The 17,573-nt window shown below is 64.8% G+C and carries 13 protein-coding genes and 1 pseudogene; 3 read left to right on the forward strand and 11 right to left on the reverse strand.

Annotated features, from left to right (window positions below; all coding sequences use genetic code 11):
• Positions 1-112: 112 nt before the first annotated feature.
• Positions 113-1,066, reverse strand: coding sequence for an acetoacetate decarboxylase (ADC) (locus tag AC25ND_RS09275; RefSeq protein WP_236248135.1), 954 nt, complete (start codon positions 1,064-1,066; stop codon positions 113-115).
• A gap of 207 nt (positions 1,067-1,273) precedes the next feature.
• Here AC25ND_RS09275 and AC25ND_RS09280 point away from each other — a divergent pair, with 207 nt between their 5' ends.
• The 3 genes from AC25ND_RS09280 to katB all read left to right on the forward strand — a co-directional run bounded on the left by AC25ND_RS09280 (position 1,274) and on the right by katB (position 4,680).
• Entirely contained in the window at positions 1,274-2,500 is a 1,227-nt protein-coding gene (locus AC25ND_RS09280) for an NADH:flavin oxidoreductase/NADH oxidase family protein (protein WP_062362241.1), read from the forward strand.
• Positions 2,501-2,556: 56 nt separating this feature from the next.
• Positions 2,557-2,970, forward strand: coding sequence for an alternative ribosome rescue aminoacyl-tRNA hydrolase ArfB (gene arfB / locus AC25ND_RS09285; RefSeq protein ID WP_062362244.1), 414 nt, complete (start codon positions 2,557-2,559; stop codon positions 2,968-2,970).
• Between the two features lie 168 nt (positions 2,971-3,138).
• Entirely contained in the window at positions 3,139-4,680 is a 1,542-nt protein-coding gene (gene katB, locus AC25ND_RS09290) for a catalase KatB (RefSeq protein WP_028688799.1), read from the forward strand.
• A gap of 105 nt (positions 4,681-4,785) precedes the next feature.
• Here the strand turns inward: katB and AC25ND_RS09295 are convergent.
• The 10 genes and pseudogenes from AC25ND_RS09295 to AC25ND_RS09340 form a co-directional block, all read right to left on the reverse strand.
• Positions 4,786-5,026, reverse strand: a pseudogene (locus AC25ND_RS09295) (MurR/RpiR family transcriptional regulator); the annotation flags it as partial.
• Positions 5,027-5,296: 270 nt separating this feature from the next.
• On the reverse strand, positions 5,297-6,346 hold the full coding sequence (locus AC25ND_RS09300; protein ID WP_486976252.1) for a hypothetical protein: 1,050 nt from the start codon (positions 6,344-6,346) through the stop codon (positions 5,297-5,299).
• Positions 6,347-6,369: 23 nt separating this feature from the next.
• Positions 6,370-8,190, reverse strand: a complete 1,821-nt coding sequence (locus tag AC25ND_RS09305) for a hypothetical protein (protein ID WP_182324620.1) — start codon at positions 8,188-8,190, stop codon at positions 6,370-6,372.
• A 3-nt stretch (positions 8,191-8,193) separates the two neighbouring features.
• Positions 8,194-9,486, reverse strand: coding sequence for a hypothetical protein (locus AC25ND_RS09310; RefSeq protein ID WP_486976253.1), 1,293 nt, complete (start codon positions 9,484-9,486; stop codon positions 8,194-8,196).
• A gap of 18 nt (positions 9,487-9,504) precedes the next feature.
• Positions 9,505-10,428: a hypothetical protein gene (locus tag AC25ND_RS09315; protein ID WP_486976254.1), complete on the reverse strand. Its 924-nt coding sequence runs from the start codon at positions 10,426-10,428 to the stop codon at positions 9,505-9,507.
• Between the two features lie 57 nt (positions 10,429-10,485).
• On the reverse strand, positions 10,486-12,873 hold the full coding sequence (locus AC25ND_RS09320; RefSeq protein WP_486976255.1) for a hypothetical protein: 2,388 nt from the start codon (positions 12,871-12,873) through the stop codon (positions 10,486-10,488).
• A 10-nt stretch (positions 12,874-12,883) separates the two neighbouring features.
• Positions 12,884-14,026 (reverse strand): hypothetical protein, encoded by a 1,143-nt coding sequence (locus AC25ND_RS09325; RefSeq protein ID WP_062362262.1) that lies wholly within the window; start codon positions 14,024-14,026, stop codon positions 12,884-12,886.
• Positions 14,005-15,450: an alkaline phosphatase family protein gene (locus tag AC25ND_RS09330; RefSeq protein WP_028688806.1), complete on the reverse strand. Its 1,446-nt coding sequence runs from the start codon at positions 15,448-15,450 to the stop codon at positions 14,005-14,007. Before AC25ND_RS09330 ends, AC25ND_RS09325 begins: the two co-directional genes overlap by 22 nt.
• Complete coding sequence (gene eboE / locus AC25ND_RS09335; protein ID WP_288522031.1) at positions 15,440-16,672, reverse strand: metabolite traffic protein EboE; 1,233 nt, start codon at positions 16,670-16,672, stop codon at positions 15,440-15,442. Before eboE ends, AC25ND_RS09330 begins: the two co-directional genes overlap by 11 nt.
• Entirely contained in the window at positions 16,669-17,553 is an 885-nt protein-coding gene (locus AC25ND_RS09340; protein ID WP_088851554.1) for a TatD family hydrolase, read from the reverse strand. The genes eboE and AC25ND_RS09340 overlap by 4 nt, the downstream gene beginning before the upstream one ends.
• Between the last annotated feature and the right edge of the window lie 20 nt (positions 17,554-17,573).

The following is a 17,573-nucleotide window of genomic DNA, read 5'->3' on the forward strand; positions in this document are numbered from 1 at the left end:
CGCCCAGCCCTTTGGGCTGCGCTGTCGCGCAGGGATAACAGTTCCCTGCGCGACAGCGTAGTCCGCAGGGCTGAGGAATCTCCTACATGAGGCGATCACCGTCAGTTCCGTCTCAGTCGCCTGAGGCCAGCGCCGCCAACGGCTTGGGCGCATACAACGCGCTCTGGAACTCAGGCACATACTCGTACTTGACCATTCGCCCCAGCTGCAGATCGCGGATATAGCGCGACAGCTCGCCATCCCCCAGCACTAGCTGCGCCGAATCCCCGCTTATGCTCGAGGCATGCAGGGTCTGGCGCGAGGTGGCGTAGCCGTAGGCCAGCTGGCCCTGGTGGTCGAGGTTGGTGAAACTGTTGGTCACCAGGCCCGGTTCATCGGACAGCCCGTCGAGCTTCTTCGCCCTGAAGATCACATCCACCTTGCCACTCTGCGCATCGCCAATGTCGTAGATCACAGCCCGCGCATCCTCGCGGCGGTCGATCGCGGTCAGCCACTTGGGCAGGTTGTAGCCCACCACGCCGCGCACCCGCGCCAGCTCGGTATTGACCGGCAGCTTGAGCACATAACCCCAGAAATCCTTGGACATCGACTGGCCGATCAGGGAGAAGGGCCCGAGATTCGCCTTGCCGGGTTTGCTGGTGATGATCGACAGGGCGATCTCGTTGTAGCTGTCGTTGTCGCAGTAGTCATAGGTGTAGGCGGTAAACGCCACCAGCCCGCGCCCCGGCCACACCTGCAACGGCTGCACGTGTTCCAGCACTTCGGCGGGCATCAGGGCGCGCAGGCGGTCCAGGTCGGCGGTATAGACGGCGGTGACGCGGCTGTTCCTGTAGTAGAAGTTCGGCGAATAGGAGGTAAAGCCCATGTCGACCCGGGTCTTTTCCAGGCCCTTGAACCAGCTCAGGTCGATGCCCGGCGCCTCGGCCTGGATCACGGCCAGCGGCGGGTTGGAACGGTAGCGGTCGTACAGCCCGCCCTTGAGCACCGGCACCGAGCGCCCTGCAATGTCGATCTGCGTGGTTTCGGCGTGTTCAGGGAGGCCATTGGCGGCGTAGGCGACGGGCATCAGCAGGGCACTGGCCAAGGCGGTTGCGCTTGCGAGTTTCACGGTGCGGTATCTCCAGGGGTGGGTAGAGGCAGTCACTGCGCAATCACCCTAACGTTCAACCCAACTTGAGAGTCAATGCTCAAATGTTCGCCAATCCAGGGCTTGACCTTAAAGTTGGCTTCAAGGCTAACGTCTGCGCAACGCCACTTTCTCGAGGTATTGCCGATGGACGTGTTCTCCCCCCTGACCCTGCCCAATGGCGCGGTCGTCCCCAACCGCATCGCCAAGGCCGCCATGGAGGAAAACATGGCCGATGCCGACCATGCGCCATCGGATCGGCTGATGCGCCTTTACCAGGCCTGGGCACAGGGCGGCGCCGGACTGCTCATCAGCGGCAACGTCATGGTCGACCAGCGCGCCATGACCGGCCCCGGCGGCGTGGTGCTGGAGGATGACCGGCACTTGGAGCGTTTTCGCCAGTGGGCCGCCGTTGGCCGCTCTAAGGGGGCGCAGTTCTGGTTGCAGATCAACCACCCCGGCCGGCAGATGCCGGCGAGCCTCGGGCAGCAGACCTGGGCCCCGTCGGCAGTGGCGTTGGACCTGGGCAACATGTCCAGGCATTTCGCCACCCCGCGGGCGATGCCCCCGGAGATGATCGACGAGGTGATCCGGCGCTTCGCCAACTCCGCACGGCTTGCCGAGCAGGCCGGCTTCAGCGGCGTGCAGATCCACGCGGCCCATGGCTACCTGCTCAGCCAGTTCCTTTCGCCGCTGAGCAACCAGCGCACCGACCAGTGGGGCGGCTCCCTGGACAACCGCGCGCGGCTGCTTCTCGAGATCGTCAAGGCGGTGCGCGCGGTGGTGTCGCCGGGCTTTGCCGTGGCGGTCAAGCTCAACTCGGCGGACTTCCAGCGCGGCGGCTTCAGTGCTGACGATGCCCGGCAGGTGGTGCACCTGCTCAATGAGCTGGCGGTCGACCTGGTGGAGCTGTCCGGTGGCAGCTACGAGGCGCCGGCGATGCAGGGCCAGGCCCGGGATGGCCGCACGCTTGCGCGTGAAGCGTACTTCCTGGAGTTCGCTCGGGACATCCGCACGGTGGCGAAGATGCCGGTGATGGTCACCGGCGGTATTCGCCGTCGACCGGTTGCCGAGCAGGTGATGCAGAGCGGCGTCGAGATGGTCGGCATCGGCACCGCCCTGGCCATTGCGCCGGCCTTGCCCCGTGCGTGGCAGGCGGGGCAGGTGGTGGTGCCGGAACTGCGCCCGATCACCTGGAAGAACAAGGCGCTGGCTTCGCTGGGCAACATGGCCATGGTCAAGTTCCAGCTGCGCAGGCTGAGCGAGGCCAAGGCGCCCGAACCCGGGGTTTCGCCTTGGTGGGCACTGCTGCGCCAGCAATGGACCGATGCCATTCGCGCCAGGCAGTACCGGCGGCGCATGGCACAGGCCTGACACCCCGGAGCGCCAAGGAGATGCGATAATGGCCGCGCTATCACTAGAGGCGCACCATGCTGACCATCTCCAACAACGTGCATCTGCCGGATGCCGAGATCGAACTGACCTACATCCGCGCCCAGGGCGCCGGCGGGCAGAACGTCAACAAGGTCTCCAGCGCCGTGCACCTGCGCTTCGACATTCCGGCCTCATCGCTGCCCGCGTTCTACAAGGAGCGGCTGCTGGCGCTGCGCGACAGCCGCATTACCGGTGATGGCGTGCTGATCATCAAGGCCCAGCAGTACCGTACCCAGGAACAGAACCGCACGGACGCGCTGGAGCGTCTGGCCGAGCTGATCATCGGTGCCGGCAAGGTCGAGAAGAAGCGCCGGCCGACCAAGCCGACCCTCGGTTCGAAGACCCGCCGCCTCGATTCGAAGTCCAGGCGCGGCACGATCAAGGCGGGGCGCGGCAAGGTGGACTTCTAGCGAACTTGGCCAGGCCTGCTTTGCCTGCCTATAGCATTCACGAATAAAAAACAGGATTGAAATTACCCATTGCCCTGATGAGCAGGATCAATTTAGTGATCGGTGACAGGCTCCTTACCCTTTTCGAGGCGCATCAAGACGCCTGAAAAGAACCCTTAGGAGTACCCCATGATCCCTTTGCTCAAGCTGTTCCAACCCGGTCGCCTGCTGGTGGCGGGCAGCCTCGCCGCCAGTCTGCTGTCGCTGTCCGTGCAGGCCGCCACCCTGACCCGTGACAACGGCGCGCCGGTGGGCGACAACCAGAATTCGCAGACCGCCGGCCCCAACGGCTCGGTGCTGCTGCAGGACGTGCAGCTGCTGCAGAAGCTGCAGCGTTTCGACCGTGAGCGCATTCCCGAGCGCGTGGTGCATGCTCGCGGCACCGGCGCCCATGGCCAGTTCACCGCCAGTGCCGACATCAGCGACCTGAGCATGGCCAAGGTGTTCCGCCCCGGCGAGAAGACCCCGGTGTTCGTGCGCTTTTCCTCGGTGGTGCACGGCAACCACTCGCCGGAAACCCTGCGTGACCCGCGCGGCTTCGCCACCAAGTTCTACACCGCCGACGGCAATTGGGATCTGGTCGGCAACAACTTCCCGACCTTCTTCATCCGTGACGCGATCAAGTTCCCGGACATGGTCCACGCCTTCAAGCCGGACCCGCGCAACAACCTCGATGACGATTCGCGCCGCTTCGACTTCTTCTCCCATGTACCGGAAGCCACCCGCACCCTGACCCTGCTGTACTCCAACGAAGGCACGCCGGCCAGCTACCGTGAGATGGACGGCAACAGCGTGCACGCCTACAAGCTGGTCAACGCCAAGGGCCAGGTGCACTACGTCAAGTTCCACTGGAAGAGCCTGCAAGGGCAGAAGAACCTCGACCCGAAACAGGTCGCCGAGGTCCAGAGTCGCGACTACAGCCATATGACCCACGACCTGGTCAGTGCGATCAACCAGGGCAAGCTGCCGAAATGGGACCTGTACATCCAGGTGCTCAAGCCCGAGGAGCTGGCCAAGTTCGACTTCGACCCGCTGGACGCGACCAAGATCTGGCCCGACGTGCCGGAGCGCAAGATCGGCCAGATGGTGCTCGACCGCAACGTCGACAACTTCTTCCAGGAGACTGAGCAGGTGGCCATGGCGCCGTCGAACCTGGTGCCGGGCATCGAGCCATCCGAGGATCGCCTGCTCCAGGGGCGTCTGTTCGCCTACGCCGATACCCAGATGTACCGTATCGGCGCCAATGGCCTGAGCCTGCCGGTGAACCGCCCGCGTGCCGAGGTCAACACTGTCAACCAGGATGGCGCGATGAACGCCGGGCACACCGACAGCGGCGTGAACTACCAGCCGAGCCGCCGCCAGCCGCGTGACGAGCAGGCCGACGCGCGTTATGTGCAGACTCCGCTGAGCGGCAGCACCCAGCAGGCGAAGATCCAGCGCGAGCAGAACTTCAAGCAGGCGGGCGAGCTGTTCCGTTCCTACGGCAAGAAGGACCAGACCGACCTGATCAACAGCCTCGGCCAGGCACTGGCGACGGCGGACGAGCAGAGCCGCTACATCATGCTGTCGTTCTTCTACAAGGCGGATGCGGACTACGGGGCTGGCCTGGCCAAGGTGGCCAAGGCCGACCTCGAGCGGGTCCGGGAGTTGGCGGCGAAGCTCAAGGACTGAACGGCCATTGCTGCGCAGGTCCTTTGATTTGAAGCTGCAAAAACGGATGTATCGGGCCAACCGGTACGTCCGCTCCCGCACGACGACCATGCTGCCCGGCGCGGCTTACTTTCTGGTGAACTTGTCGCCTGGCACATGCAAATACGACAGCACGCTTTCAGTGAGGTTGGTGGCCAGTTTCACCGCCTCCTTGTTGCGCGCCATGACCCCGGCCACCAGGCCTTAGCGGCGAGGCCGGGGAGTCGGCGATGGCCAGCAGCACGTCCGGTCCGGTGATCGCGGCCAGGCGGTAGGCGGCGTTCACGTTGCCGCCTTCCATGCTGATGGCGCAGGTGTTCTTGCAGAATTGATTGTGTACTACGTGCCATGTATGAAAGCACTTTTGATCATATATTTCAGGCCTGCGTGCAGGTTTTGTACGATATTTTCACTAAATAGTATGATTTAAAAGCGCTCCGTCTTCCCGACGCATCGTGCCCGCGCATGCTCGACGTCGAACGCTTTCGTGCGGTGCGTCACTGAGGCTCGAAGATCACATGGCACCGTATCTCAGGCTCAGGATGGAGCCTGAGATACAGCGGTCAATCGGCCGCGCTCAGAATGCCGATGCAGCTAATTACAACTGCACCCGCCGAAGCCTGCCAGTCAACGGCACCACCTCGCCTCCCGGTGTCGGCAGTGCCCGCCCCACCAGCCCCATGCCTTCGCTCACCAGCACAGCATCCTTTACCAGGCACAAGTTGGAAGGGGTGTCCAGGTCACGGGCTAGCACGGTCACCTGCTGCGTTTGCAGATTGCAATGGAGGAGCCGCCCGCTGAAACGGGTAAAACCGCCATGCCGCGGTTCGCCTTGCCAGTCGGGCGTCAAGGGTTGCTGCAGGCTGTCGCAGAGCTCCAGCACCAGCAGGTTGCCGTCGCGGTCCAACGCCAGGCCGGTGGACAGCTGCAGGCCAGCGATCACGATGTCGATCCGGCCACTGTCCGGCCAAACCCGGATCACCTGGCCTGCCTTGTCGGCGAAGTCGATGCCCCGGCGACCTGGATCATCGTGCAGCTCGCCGGAGAACAGGCTGATCAGCACCGCGTCGGTGGCCGGCTCGTACACCAGCGTGACAGGCACGGCCTCCTGGCCTTGGTCCAGTTCGGGCAATGCCACCAGCACATGCTCCTGCTGGCCGTCGGCGAACTCCACCAGCTGGTTGCTGTCGGGCTTCACCGCCAGCCAGCTGCGACGGGTCGGGTGGTAGCACAGCGCATTGAGGTTGCCGTGGCTGTGAAACACCGGCTCGGGCGGCGTGAACCGCAGGTCCAGCAGCCGCGAGCCGCCGACGTAGTCGGTCTGGCTGGCCAGGCAACGGCCATCACCGCAGGCGATGTCAGACAGGCCCATGATTTCGTCGCGCCACATGCGTGCCTGCATGTTCATGGCGCGAAAGCCTTGGGCCACGGTTTCCCGGGGCAGGTAGGCGCCGGGGGCGCGCGGGTCCGGTCGCAGTCGGCTGATGCGGCCGCTGAAGGCCTGTTCGGCCAGGCCCGAGCCGGCTTCGGCCAGCAGCAGGCTGCCATCGGCCTGCAGGCAGACGCCGCGTGGGTTCAGCAGGCCCTCGGCGATGAACGTGCTGGACCGCAGGGTTTCATCAGGATGTATCGGGACAAGCACAGGCATGGGAACGCTCCGTCAACAAGGGGTCAGTGCGGCTGCTGTGGCGGTTGCCAAGGCTCACCGGTCAGATAGGCACGCAGCAGCGCCCGCTGGCTGGGCGACATCGAGCGCACCACCGGCATGAACAGCGTGGTGTTCTTGTAGGCATCCGCGGTGCGGGCGAGGATCGGCGCCTTGGCGGCCATGATCGCGTCGGGCTGGTTCAGCGGGACGTAGCGGGACATGGCGGGGAAGGCCAGGTAGTGGAACCGCAGCACGTTGGGGTACACCTGCTGCCAGGTGACACGGCTGCCCCTGGGGATGCCGAAGTCGGTCTGGGCGAATTTGCGGAAATTGGTGAAGTAGCCGCCGGCGGCCAGGCCGTTGACGCTGTAGCTCAGGGCGACGAAACCGGCCTGCCCAGAGGTGCCGGGCCTTACCTTGACGGGCACGCTGACCGTGAGTTGGCCGGGGTTGACGGGCAGCGAGTCGGGAACATCGAGGAAGTCCCAGTTCTGCGGCGAGCCGTATGACGGGCCCGAGGGCGCGGTGCCAAGGTTGATCTTGCAGGGCGTGGTCACCGGACCGCCCAGGTAACGGACCTGCAAAGTGATCGACAGGCCGTTGGGGTAGTCTTCGGTGTAGACGTTGCGCTGGTCGGCGTAGACCCGATAGACCGACTCGCACGCATGCAGCAGGGTGCCGGCGACCGCGCCGGGCGCATCGACGTGCAGGACCGAGGATTTCGCTGCCTGTTGCTGGCTGGGGTTGAGCGGCAGGTCGACGATGCCGCCATACACGTAGTAGTTGAACAGCGGATTGCTGTTCGGGTCGAGGGTGGCCAAGGGAACCGCGCCGGCGGTCAGGGTGACCGGCCCGTAGTTGGCGTTGGGCCCAATGGGGCTGGTGATGTCATCGCGCACGGCCCTGAAGGTCTGCTTCGGAATCAGGTTGACCATGTCGATGCTCAGCAGGCCATTGCCGCCCAGCTCGGCATAGGCCGTACTGCCGGTGCTCTGGTTCACCAGCTGGCGACCGGGCTGGCAATCGAGCGGTTCATTGGCGAAGGCCGGGGCCAGGGTGCCGATGACCCGGCCGATGCTCGGGTTGGAGGTATAGCGACCGGCGGCGTAATCGGCGTCCAGTTGCGCGGTGGTCATGGCCGGGCACATCTCGAACATCACGAAGCGCAGCACGATCCCGGTCGCCCCGGGCGCCTGGATGATCGCCCGCAGGCCCGGGCTGTTGCGGTTCCAGCTGACGATACTGGTGAGCGGGAAGGTCAGCTGAAAGGTGCCGCTCAGGCGGAACGAGCCTGGTGCATCCATGGACGTGGGCAGGAGCACGCGCTTCTTCACATCCAGGCTGCTGCAGACGGTGTTGCCGTGGATCAGCAGCTGGATATTGCTGCTGGCGCCGATCTGCAGGCCACCGACGAAGATCTGCGTGGTGGTGGTCGAGGTCGGGTCCAGGTCCACCATCATCGGCCCGGAGACCGGCGCCTGCCCGGTCACCGGGTCCACCGAGCCGAGCAGGTACACCGGCTGCCCCACCAGGTCGCCGGTGGTGCCGACATTGCCCGGGCTGCCCTGGGAGCTGATCACGGCGTTCTGCAGGTCGACGACATGCTGCCCGTAGTGGTTCCAGCCGCCGGCGGTGTAGTAATCACCCGTCGGGGCATTGAGCATCGCGTTCAACTGATCGTCGGTGAAGGACTGGGCACCCGGGGCCAGGGTCGAGGTGGTCAGGTCGAAGATCGGCCACTCATCGTTACCCTCGTAGGGAATGGTGGGCGAGTTGTTCGGCAGGCTGACATCGGTACGGATGCCACCCCAGAAGTTCAGGCGCGGGCCATTCAGGATGCTCATGGTTCAATCCTCGTCCTTGATGGGTTTGCCCAGGGGGGAATGGGCGAATTTGAACAGGTAGGAGTAGTCGGACTTGTAGGGGCTCTTCACCGGCGTCGCCATGGAGTGGCAGTTCATGCAGCTGCTGTTGGGCTGGATGTAGCTTTCCATGGTGACGTTGGCCGACAACGCGGGCGTCGGCTGGCCCAGCGGGTTGCCGGGGTTGTCGGGCATCAGCGGACGCTGGGTGGTGATCAGCTGGTAGTACTTCAGCACGCTGCGTTGCAGCCCTGGAGCGGCGCGGTAGCTGGCGTTGACCTGCTGGGTGACGTCGGCGATCGGGGTGACCCGGTTCAGCGGGTTCGGGGTCTTGAAGGTGGTGCCGGGACGGGGCACGCAGACCAGTTGCGTACCCTGGGTTTGCCAGTTGCAGGGCGACTGGTTGAGGCTGGCAGCGGGCGCTGCGGGGTTGAAGTAGGCGTAGGCGGTGCCAGGCACCGGCTGGTCGACCCACTGGCCGTTCACCAGCGCCTTGGGCGGCACGTTGTCGACCTGCTCGAAGGTCGACCAGATCCACTGCGGATAACCCTTGGTCTTGGTGATGACGTGCAGGCCCACCAGCCCGAGGAAGGCCTCGGTGACCCCGTTGCGCCGGCCCTGGTCGTCGAAGGTGGCGATCCGCGCCAGCATGGTCAGGTAGCGGCTGGCGTTGTCCCGGGGCCCGAGAATGCGCCAGCTCGACTTGATCTCGATGACCCCGTAGGGGAACTGGATGGTGCGCGCCCGGGAGACGATATCGGCGTTATAGAAGCGGTTGCCGACGATGTAGTTGTAGGACGCCTCGTTGGCCGAGATGTCGTAGTAGGTCGGGTTGCCGGCCTGGTCGATCAGCCAGCCGCCGACGGCCTGGTCGATGGCGTTGACCAGCGAGCTGTTCTTCAGCGCGGCAATGTTGATGATGCCCAGGCTTCGAGGGCCCAGCGGGCTGTTCCAGGGGCCGGGATCGGCCCCTCCCGGCAGGAAGATCTCGTCGACGGTCTTGTAGGTCTGCCAGACGGTGTAGCCGGCGTCCCCGGGTTGCCGGGTGCAGTCCGGATTGCCGCGTCGGCGGTCCTGGGCGGGCCAGTTCAGGGCAATGAACAGTTGCCAGCTGTACTGGTCGAACTGCGCCTGGCCGGCCGTGGGGGCCGGTGCATTGGCCGGTGGCTGGCAGTTGAGATGGGTGGCCAGGGGCGCTGGCAAGGCCTGTTCCCTGGCCAGCGCCGGCAGGCAGGCCAGGCCCAGCAGCAGCACGGAAAAACGCATCATCGGTTTCATGGCGATCCCTCGCATGGCTCAAGGTTTGCGTTGCATCAGCTGGTTCCACTGCGCCTTGTGGCCGTTGCTTTGCGCGGCGGGTGGCTCGAACAGCTGGCAGGGCGGCGGGTTTGCCGGGCACATGGCGCCGACACGCGCCCAGGTCTGGGCCGGGTCGGGCTTGACCATGCGAAAACCGGTGTAGTTCTGGCTGACGATCGGCGCATTGGCGACGCTGGCGTCCCCGGAAAAGTAGAACGACTGCGGTTGCCGGTAGGGCGGTTGTCCCGAGGCTTTGCGGTAGAAGGCATAACCGAACAGGATCGGCCCCTGGGGCGAGTCCAGGTCCAGGGCGTAGGCCTGCACGCTGGCGCCCAGGTGCTGGCTGCGCGCGGCGCTGTAGGGCAGGTACTTGATGAAGTCCTGGCGCGGCGGATGGTTCATCGGCGAGAACAGGCAGCAGGCCGGCATGTCCTTGGGGCGGTCCTGCGGGTAGGTCAGGAAGTACGCCTTGTTGCCCAGCGAGACGAACGAGCAGGTGTAATTGTTGTTGCGGATCGGGAAGATCGGCAGGCAGTACTTCTCGTAGTGCTCCATCATGGCGCCGAAGCCGTTGCCGTCCGGCGGAATGTAGGTGGTGTCGTAGTAGCTGGTGCCGCGAGAGACCGTGTAGTCCGCCGGACTCAGGGTGGCGGGCGGGTTGCTGTAGGGCGGCGGGTTGTTCTGGTAGTTGCGCATGACCCGGTACATGGTCCAGTCGCTGATCCAGTACGCCGGAAAGAACGGATCGGACGGGTCGCTCGGTGCGCGCTTGGCGATGCAATTGCCGTTGCTCGCATCGCAGCCCAGGGAGTTGTGCACCCCCATGGTGAAGTAGACGGCGCTGTCGTCCGCCTGGGCGACCAGCGCAGGGCACAGCAGCAGGATCAGCAGCAACAGTCGGTCGAGGATGCGCTTGTTCATTGGACACTCCTGTGAAGTATGCCGGGTGACAGCCCCGTCACCCGGCGGTCCTTGTGGTCAAGCCTGCGGGTAGTCGCTCATGCTCAGCGGGATGGGCGGGTAGTTGCGTTTCACCAGGGCCTGCGCCCAGAGCTCCAGCACCGCCCGGCGGCTTTGCGGCATGTCGCGGGTGATCGGCATCGCCAGGGTGCTTTCTTCCTGGTACTGCTTGCTGATCAGCACGATGAGCTGGTCCACGGCGCCTTCTATGCGCGCCAGCGAGTTCAGCGGCATGTACTTGTTCATGATCGGGTACATGTAGAAGAACGGCTGCAGGATGAACGGGTAGATGAAGCGCTGCCAGATCTGCTGGCCGGCATCCTGCTGCTGGTAGACCAGGTTCCAGGCATCGACGAACGCCTGCTGCATGTCCGGCTCCTGCGGCAGCACGCGCAGCGGCGCCAGGAAGTCGGTATAGGCCTGTGACAACTTGAAGCTGAACGGAACCTGCGGCGCCTGCCCGGCCTCATGCACGAAGAAGCGCAGGGTCGGGAAGCCCGGTGCCACGGCCTTGACGGTCAGCAGGGCAATCCCGTTGGCGTCGGTGGTGATCTGCGTGGTGCTGTACTGCACGTTGCCCTTTGGCTCATCCTTCAGCGAGCCCTGGCCCTGGATGGGGTTGGCGAACGCCAGGCTGGGGCTCAGGGCCACCGAGCCTGGCGTGGGCAGGTACTGCTGGTAGCTCACCGGCTTCATGCCGACGGTCGAGTCGGCGGGGTGGATCGCTGTGAGCCGACGCCCCGTGCCTTCGCTGAGCTGGCGGCTGAGTGACGGCGTACCGACAAACTGTGGCAGGTTGGGAGTATTGTTGGCGCGGTTGTCCGGATCGTCGAAAAAAAGCGTGAAATCAGCCTGGTTGCTGAACGCCAGGTAGTAGTCGGTGGTGCACATCATGTAGGCGTTGTTGTACTCGGCCACCGTCAGCACGGTGCCGGCCGGCGCGGGCAGGCCGTCGTACTGCACCATGATCTGCAAGGTCTTGCTGTCGCCGACGTCGATGAAGCTGGCACTCTCGACCACCTCGGCGGTCCACATCTGCTGGGTCGCCGCCTGCACAGGCGTCGCGCCTTGCTGCTGCAGCTCAAGCGCGCCGCTTTGCAGCTGTTTCTGCGCCTCGGCGCTCAGCGGCAGGTCGAGGATCCCCGAGCGTTTGTCAAAGGCTGCCTGCTGGTAGTCGTCGTAGCCGAAACTGGCCAGCGGCGTGAACTGCCCGCCTTGGCGTATCCCCAGCTGGTAGTTGCCAGCGTTGAACTTCGCCGCTACCGGTATCTTGGCCTGGGCATCAAGCGCATAGCTGGGGAACCCGTTGAGCAGGTCCAGCGACAGGGTGTTGTCATGCACCTGTGCAGAGATCACGCCCAATGTCATGGCTTTGAAATCCACGCCGTCCTTCTGCAACTGCACCGGCGTGCAAGGAACCAGCCGCCGCCCGGCCGGCGCCGTGGGAAACTCGTCGTCGAACCACAAGCCCAGGGTGCCCGCGGTACGGCTGTAGGCAGGGTTGAAGAAGATGCTGCCGACATTGTCCAGGCCCTTCTGGTACATCTGCTGAACATTGGCCAGATCCGCCGGTGTGGTGGAATGGGTATTGATGGGCGGTTGGTCGTTGAAGACACCGTTCATGTCGTAACAGGTCAGGTAGGTGGAGAAGCGGAACATCAGCCCCTTGGCGTTCTCCTGTTCCATTTGTTGCTGCAGGTTCTGCAGCAGTTGCGAGTTGCCGATCACCCAGCTCAGGTTCTCTTTCGGGAAGCAGGTCTGCCAGGTGGTGGTCACGTAGATCAGGCCACCCAGGCTTGCCCAGTTGAAATTCAGGAAACGGTCGAGCATGCGGTGCTGGCGCTTGAGGGTCAGGCCGCACTGGGCATCGCCCAGCACCAGCCGGTCGAAATACAGCGCCGTGAAGGTGTTCTGCCAAGGGCTGACGTCGACGAAGCGGGCCGGGGTGGGGGCGTCGCTGCCGAACGGGTTGCCGAACAGGTTGTAGGTCTGGTTGATCAACGGGTCCTGGCTGACGTAACCCCCGCCGGGCAGTTCACCGCCGGTGATGACGGAGGCCGTCGCCGGGATGGTGGGGTCGGTTGGGGTGTAGTTGACCGTGCCGCAGGCGTTGTCACCGAACAGGTTCCACTCGCCGGGGATCATCACACTGGGGTTCTGCGCGACGTTGCCCGGCACCTGGGTGACATACTCGGGGGCCTCGAGCAGAATCTGCGGGGCGATCACCCACGGCATCAGCTTGCTGGCGGCATTCGCCGGGTTGATCCCGTAGTACTCGAGGAAGCGCCAGTTCAGGCGCATCTTCGAGGCGTCGTAGAGTGGAAACATGTCGTTGTTGTTGGCGGTCGGCGGATTCCAGTACAGGTGGCCGCCCAGGTAGATGCGCGGAAAGTTCAGTACGCTCATGTCTTGCTCCTTAGCGTTGCCACTGGGCGCGTTTCAGCGACCAGACAAAGTCCAGTTTGTTGTATCCGGCGAATTCGGACGCCGGTACCGGGGCAGTGGGGTAGACGATGCCGTCCTGCTGCTTCTGGGCAAAGTTGAAGTAGCCCTTGGTCTTGGAGTACGCCGCCGTGCCGTGGCAGGCGAAGCAGGACGACTGGCTCTGGAAGGCCGACTCGAGCTGGGAGTTGGCGAGCAGGGTCGGATTGGTCTCGGACTGGGTACCGATCAGTTCGTACTGGGCAAGCTGCGGGTACTGCGCCTGGAAGGCGGTATTGGCCGTCTGCGCCGCCGGCGTCGGCCCGGTGCTGTTGCTCATCGGGGTGGGCGGAATCGCGTTGGTCACGGTGTACTTGCCGTTGTTGCGATTCTCGAAGGTGGTCCAGACCCATTGCGGGTTCAGCTTGTTGACCACGTGCAGGCCGCTGAGCGCGGCGTAGCCGACCTGGTATTGGCCGTTGTCCTGCTGGTAGTAAGCCTGGGCGATGTAGTAGCCATCGTCTTGCAGTTGCTGCTGGTAGCTCGGGTCGTTGCCGATCCACAGCCAGGCGGCCTTGAGCTCCCAGGCGGTGGAGGGAAAGTCCAGGTTGCTGGTCAAGGCGGCCTGGCCGTTCACGTTGTACACCTGTTTCTGCACGATGTAGTCGAAGGTGTCCTCGCCCATCAACAATTGGAAGCGCACCGGCTGGCCCTGTTGCGCGGTCGGTACCGCGCCGCCCATCTCGAGGATCAGGCCATCCACCTGCTGGACGGCGTTGAGGTTATGGAACGTGCGGTTGAGGTCCAGGCCCTGTGCTTGGGCCGCCAGCAACACCGGAGCCGGCACCGGCTGGCTCTGTCCCCAGGGCAGCGGCGCGGCGCCATTGCTCAGGTAGACCTGATCCGAAGGCTTGAGGGTTTCCCAGACCCGGTTGGGGCTGTTGGACTCGACCGGCTGGTTCAGGCAGACGAACCAGTTCCAGCTCATGGTTTCAGGCCCCTGGGCGAACGCCTGGCGGGCCTGGTCGACGTTGCCGCCGAACTGCATGAACTGATTGCAATCGAAGCTGTTGGTGCCCTCGGCCTGGACCAGTCCGGCCAGTGCGCTGAGGACGGTTATTGAGAGGGCTCGCCGCATGTGTGCTCCTTGGCATTGGCCAGTTCGGTGTAGGGGTGCCCCAGAAAATGCTGCAGGAGCAGTTGTTTCACCGCCGTTGCCGCAAGGCGCTGCGGCAACGGCAGGTCACAATTGGTGATGAGCAGCGGGCCTTCCCGCTCACTGGCGGGCAGCCGGCCATGGCTGCCGCGCACCAGCGTGGTGTCCAGCGGGATGAGGTCCATGTAGTAACGAAAGCCGAGCTTTTTCTGCAGCAGGCGGCGCGCCACCCTCAAGCGGGGGAAGCGTATGGCCGGGTCGATGAACAGCTCCAGCGGGTCGTAGCCGGGCTTGCGATGGATGTCCACGGTGCGGGCGAAGTCCGGTGCCTTGCGCGCGTCGAGCCAGTAGTGATAGTCGAACCAGTGACCGGCGGCGGCCACGGCCACCAGCTCGCCGCTGCGCGGGTGGTCCAGCTGCCAGGCCCGCTGCTCGGTCTTGTCCAGTACCCGCTCGATGCCGGGTTGGCGCTGCAACAGTGCCTTGACCCTGGCGATGTCCACGCACTGGCGCACATAGATGTGTGCGATCTGGTGATCGACGACGGCGAAGGCATCGCTGGCACCGGGGTCGAGCAGTTCCCAGGTCAATGACTGACGCACCTGCAACAGGCCTTCGGCGCGCAGCAGGCGATTAATGGACACCGATTGGCTGACCGCCTCGATGCCGTATTCGGACAGCAGCATCACCGCCGCACCTTGTTCCTCGGCGAAGCGCAGCAGGCGCCCGACCTCGTGGTCGATGGCCCGCACTTCATCGGCGATCGACGGATGACCCGGCCCTAGCCGTTGCAGGCAGTAGTCCAGGTGCGGCAGGTAGACCAGTTGCAGGTCCGGGTGATCGAGTTGGAACTCGGCGATGGCGCAGTCGACGATCCAGCGGCTGGAGGCAATGCCGGCGGCCGGCCCCCAGAACGCCGGGAACGGAAACTCGCCGATCTGCGCCTCGATCCGCGCATGCAACGTTGCCGGTGACGAGTACAGCCCGAAAAGCTTGCGGCCATCGGCCGGGTAGTGCGGGCGCGGGGTGATGGCGGCGTCCACGTCCGCGTACATGTTGTACCACCAGAACAACTGGCTGCAGCGAAAGCCCGGCAGTTCGCGCTTGAGCGTCTGCCAGACCTTCTCGCCCTGGATCAGGGCGTTGGGCTGCAACCAGAAGCGCACCTCGGCCTGGTCGCGAAAATACCAGCCGTTGCCGACGATGCCGTGCTCGGCCGGTGACAGGCCGGTGAGGATCGAGGCCTGCACCGTGGAGGTGACGGCGGGAAACGTCGGTTGCAGGCTGGCCATCCTGGCCGATTGCAGCAACCGGTTGATGTGCGGCGTTGCCGCGCCGAGCAGCGCGGGCGTCAGCCCGACCACGTTGATCAGCAGCAACGGTTGACGTGGCGAGTCAGAGGGCATCGGCATGCACCTCCCGCGCCTGGGGTTGCAGGAGGCGGCGCTGTCGCAGTTGGTCCTCGACCCAACGCAGCTCGTCGCGGATGCCCCGGTGCTGGGCCTGTTCGTCGCTGGGTCGCACTGGCGCGGGCAGTACGCTCCAGCTGTAGGTCTCCACCTCGAGCACCGGGCGCACATCCTCGTGCGCGGCCAGGAAATCGAAGGTCTGCGCCAGGGCCATCTGGCTGCCGCCGAGTTCGGGCAGCAGCAGGTGTTCGCTGAACAGCGGAATGTGGAAATGAACCCGCAGCTCCGGGTAGCGCGCAGGCTGCACCGCACAGGCGGCGAGCGCGGCCGGCAGGTCCGCCCAGCATTGGATGCGGCCCCGGACGTCGCGCGCCTGCACCTGGTGCAGGTAGGTGGCTTCGGCAAAGCTGCCCAGCACGTCGAGAACCTGTACGCAGCGGCTCGGGTCGTTGGTCGGCAGGCGGCAGATCATCGCGTTCGACAGCTGGATCTTGCCGATGGGCACCCCGGCCTGGCGCAGGCTTTCCAGAGACTGCCGGCAGTCCTCGAACATCACCGCCTGGTGGCAGACGTCGAAGCACAGCGCCAGGTACTCATGATGCGGGTCGCTGGCTTGCCAGTGGTGGAAGAAGGCGATGGCCTGGTCGGTGGTCTGCAGCACGCAGTCCGGCTCCATTTCCAGGCACATCACGATCCTCTTGCCGGTTTCCTGATGCAGCCGGGCCAGTGCCGCCGTGAGCTGGCGCAGGTGTTCCTCGGCCTGGTGCTGCAGCGTCGGGTTCCAGTGGGCGGCGTAGCCCAGCGGCACGCTGGAGATCGCCCCCTGCGGGCACGCCGGCGGCAGGGCCTCGGCCAGCAGCCGCGCCAGGTCCAGGCTGTACGCCAGCCGTTGCGGCTCGGCCCAGTTGGGCAGGTACACGGCGGCTTTTACCGTGCCCTCATGGAACTGCCCATAGGGAAAGCCGTTGAGCGAGGTCAGGCATAGCCCGCTGCGCCGCAGCAGATCGAAAAACGCCCGCCGTTTCGGCGGCTCCCGCAGTTCGGTTGCGGCTGCTGCGCTGATCCACAGCCCGCTGTCCTGCTGGTCGAGCCCGCGCAGCCTGCGCACGCCCTGGAAGTGCCGGTCGATGGCAACGCGCAGCGCGGGCAGGTCGCGGGCCGGGTGCACATTGGCGCAGTAGCCGAGCTGCGCGGCGGTCCAACCAAGGCCCAAGGTCATTTGATCACCGGATCCTGGCCACGCAGGGCCGAGTTTTCCTGCCAGCGGCGGCGCTGGTCGATGGGCAGCGGCGTGGCGACCTGGGCCTTGTCCATCTGGCCGCTCTGGGCGAAGAAGTCCACCGGGTTGTCGAACAGCACCTGTTCCACCTGGGCCTCGCTGAAACCGGCGGCCAGCATGGCCTGACCGGTCTTGGGCACCTTCAGCGGATCGCTGATGCCCCAGTCGGCGGCGCTGTTGACCACCATCTTCTCGGTGCCGTATTCCTTGAGCAGGGCCACCATGCGCTGCTCCGACATCTTGGTGTTGGGGTAGATGGAGTGGCCGCGCCAGCAGTCGCTGTCGAGCACCAGCGGCAGGGTCAGTTCGTTGAGGTGGTCGATGATCACCAGGTGCTCGGCAATCCCCACTTCGCGAATCACCGCCAGGGTGCGCTTGGTGCCGCCGATCTTGTCGCGGTGCGGGGTGTGTACCAGCACCGGCAGGTTGAACTGCCGGGCCAGCTCCAGCTGGAGCGCGAGAAAGCGGTCTTCTTCCGGTGTGATGTCGTCATAACCGATCTCGCCGACGGCAACCACGCCGTCCTTGACCAGGTAGCGCGGCAGAATCTCCAGCACCTCGTTGGCCACCGACAGGTCGTTGGCTTCCTTGGGATTCAGGCCGATGGTGCAGAAATGATGGATGCCGAACATGCTGGCGCGAAAGCGTTCCCAGCCCAGCAGGGTATCGAAGTAGTCGACGAAACTGCCGACGCTGGTACGCGCCTGGCCTTGCCAGAACGCCGGCTCGATCACCCCGGTGATACCGGCGGCGGCCATGTTCTGGTAGTCGTCGGTAGTGCGGCTGACCATGTGGATATGCGGGTCGAAATACTTGGGCATGGTGAATCCTCTTCAGGGGA

This window comes from Pseudomonas sp. P110(2024), from assembly GCF_057480795.1.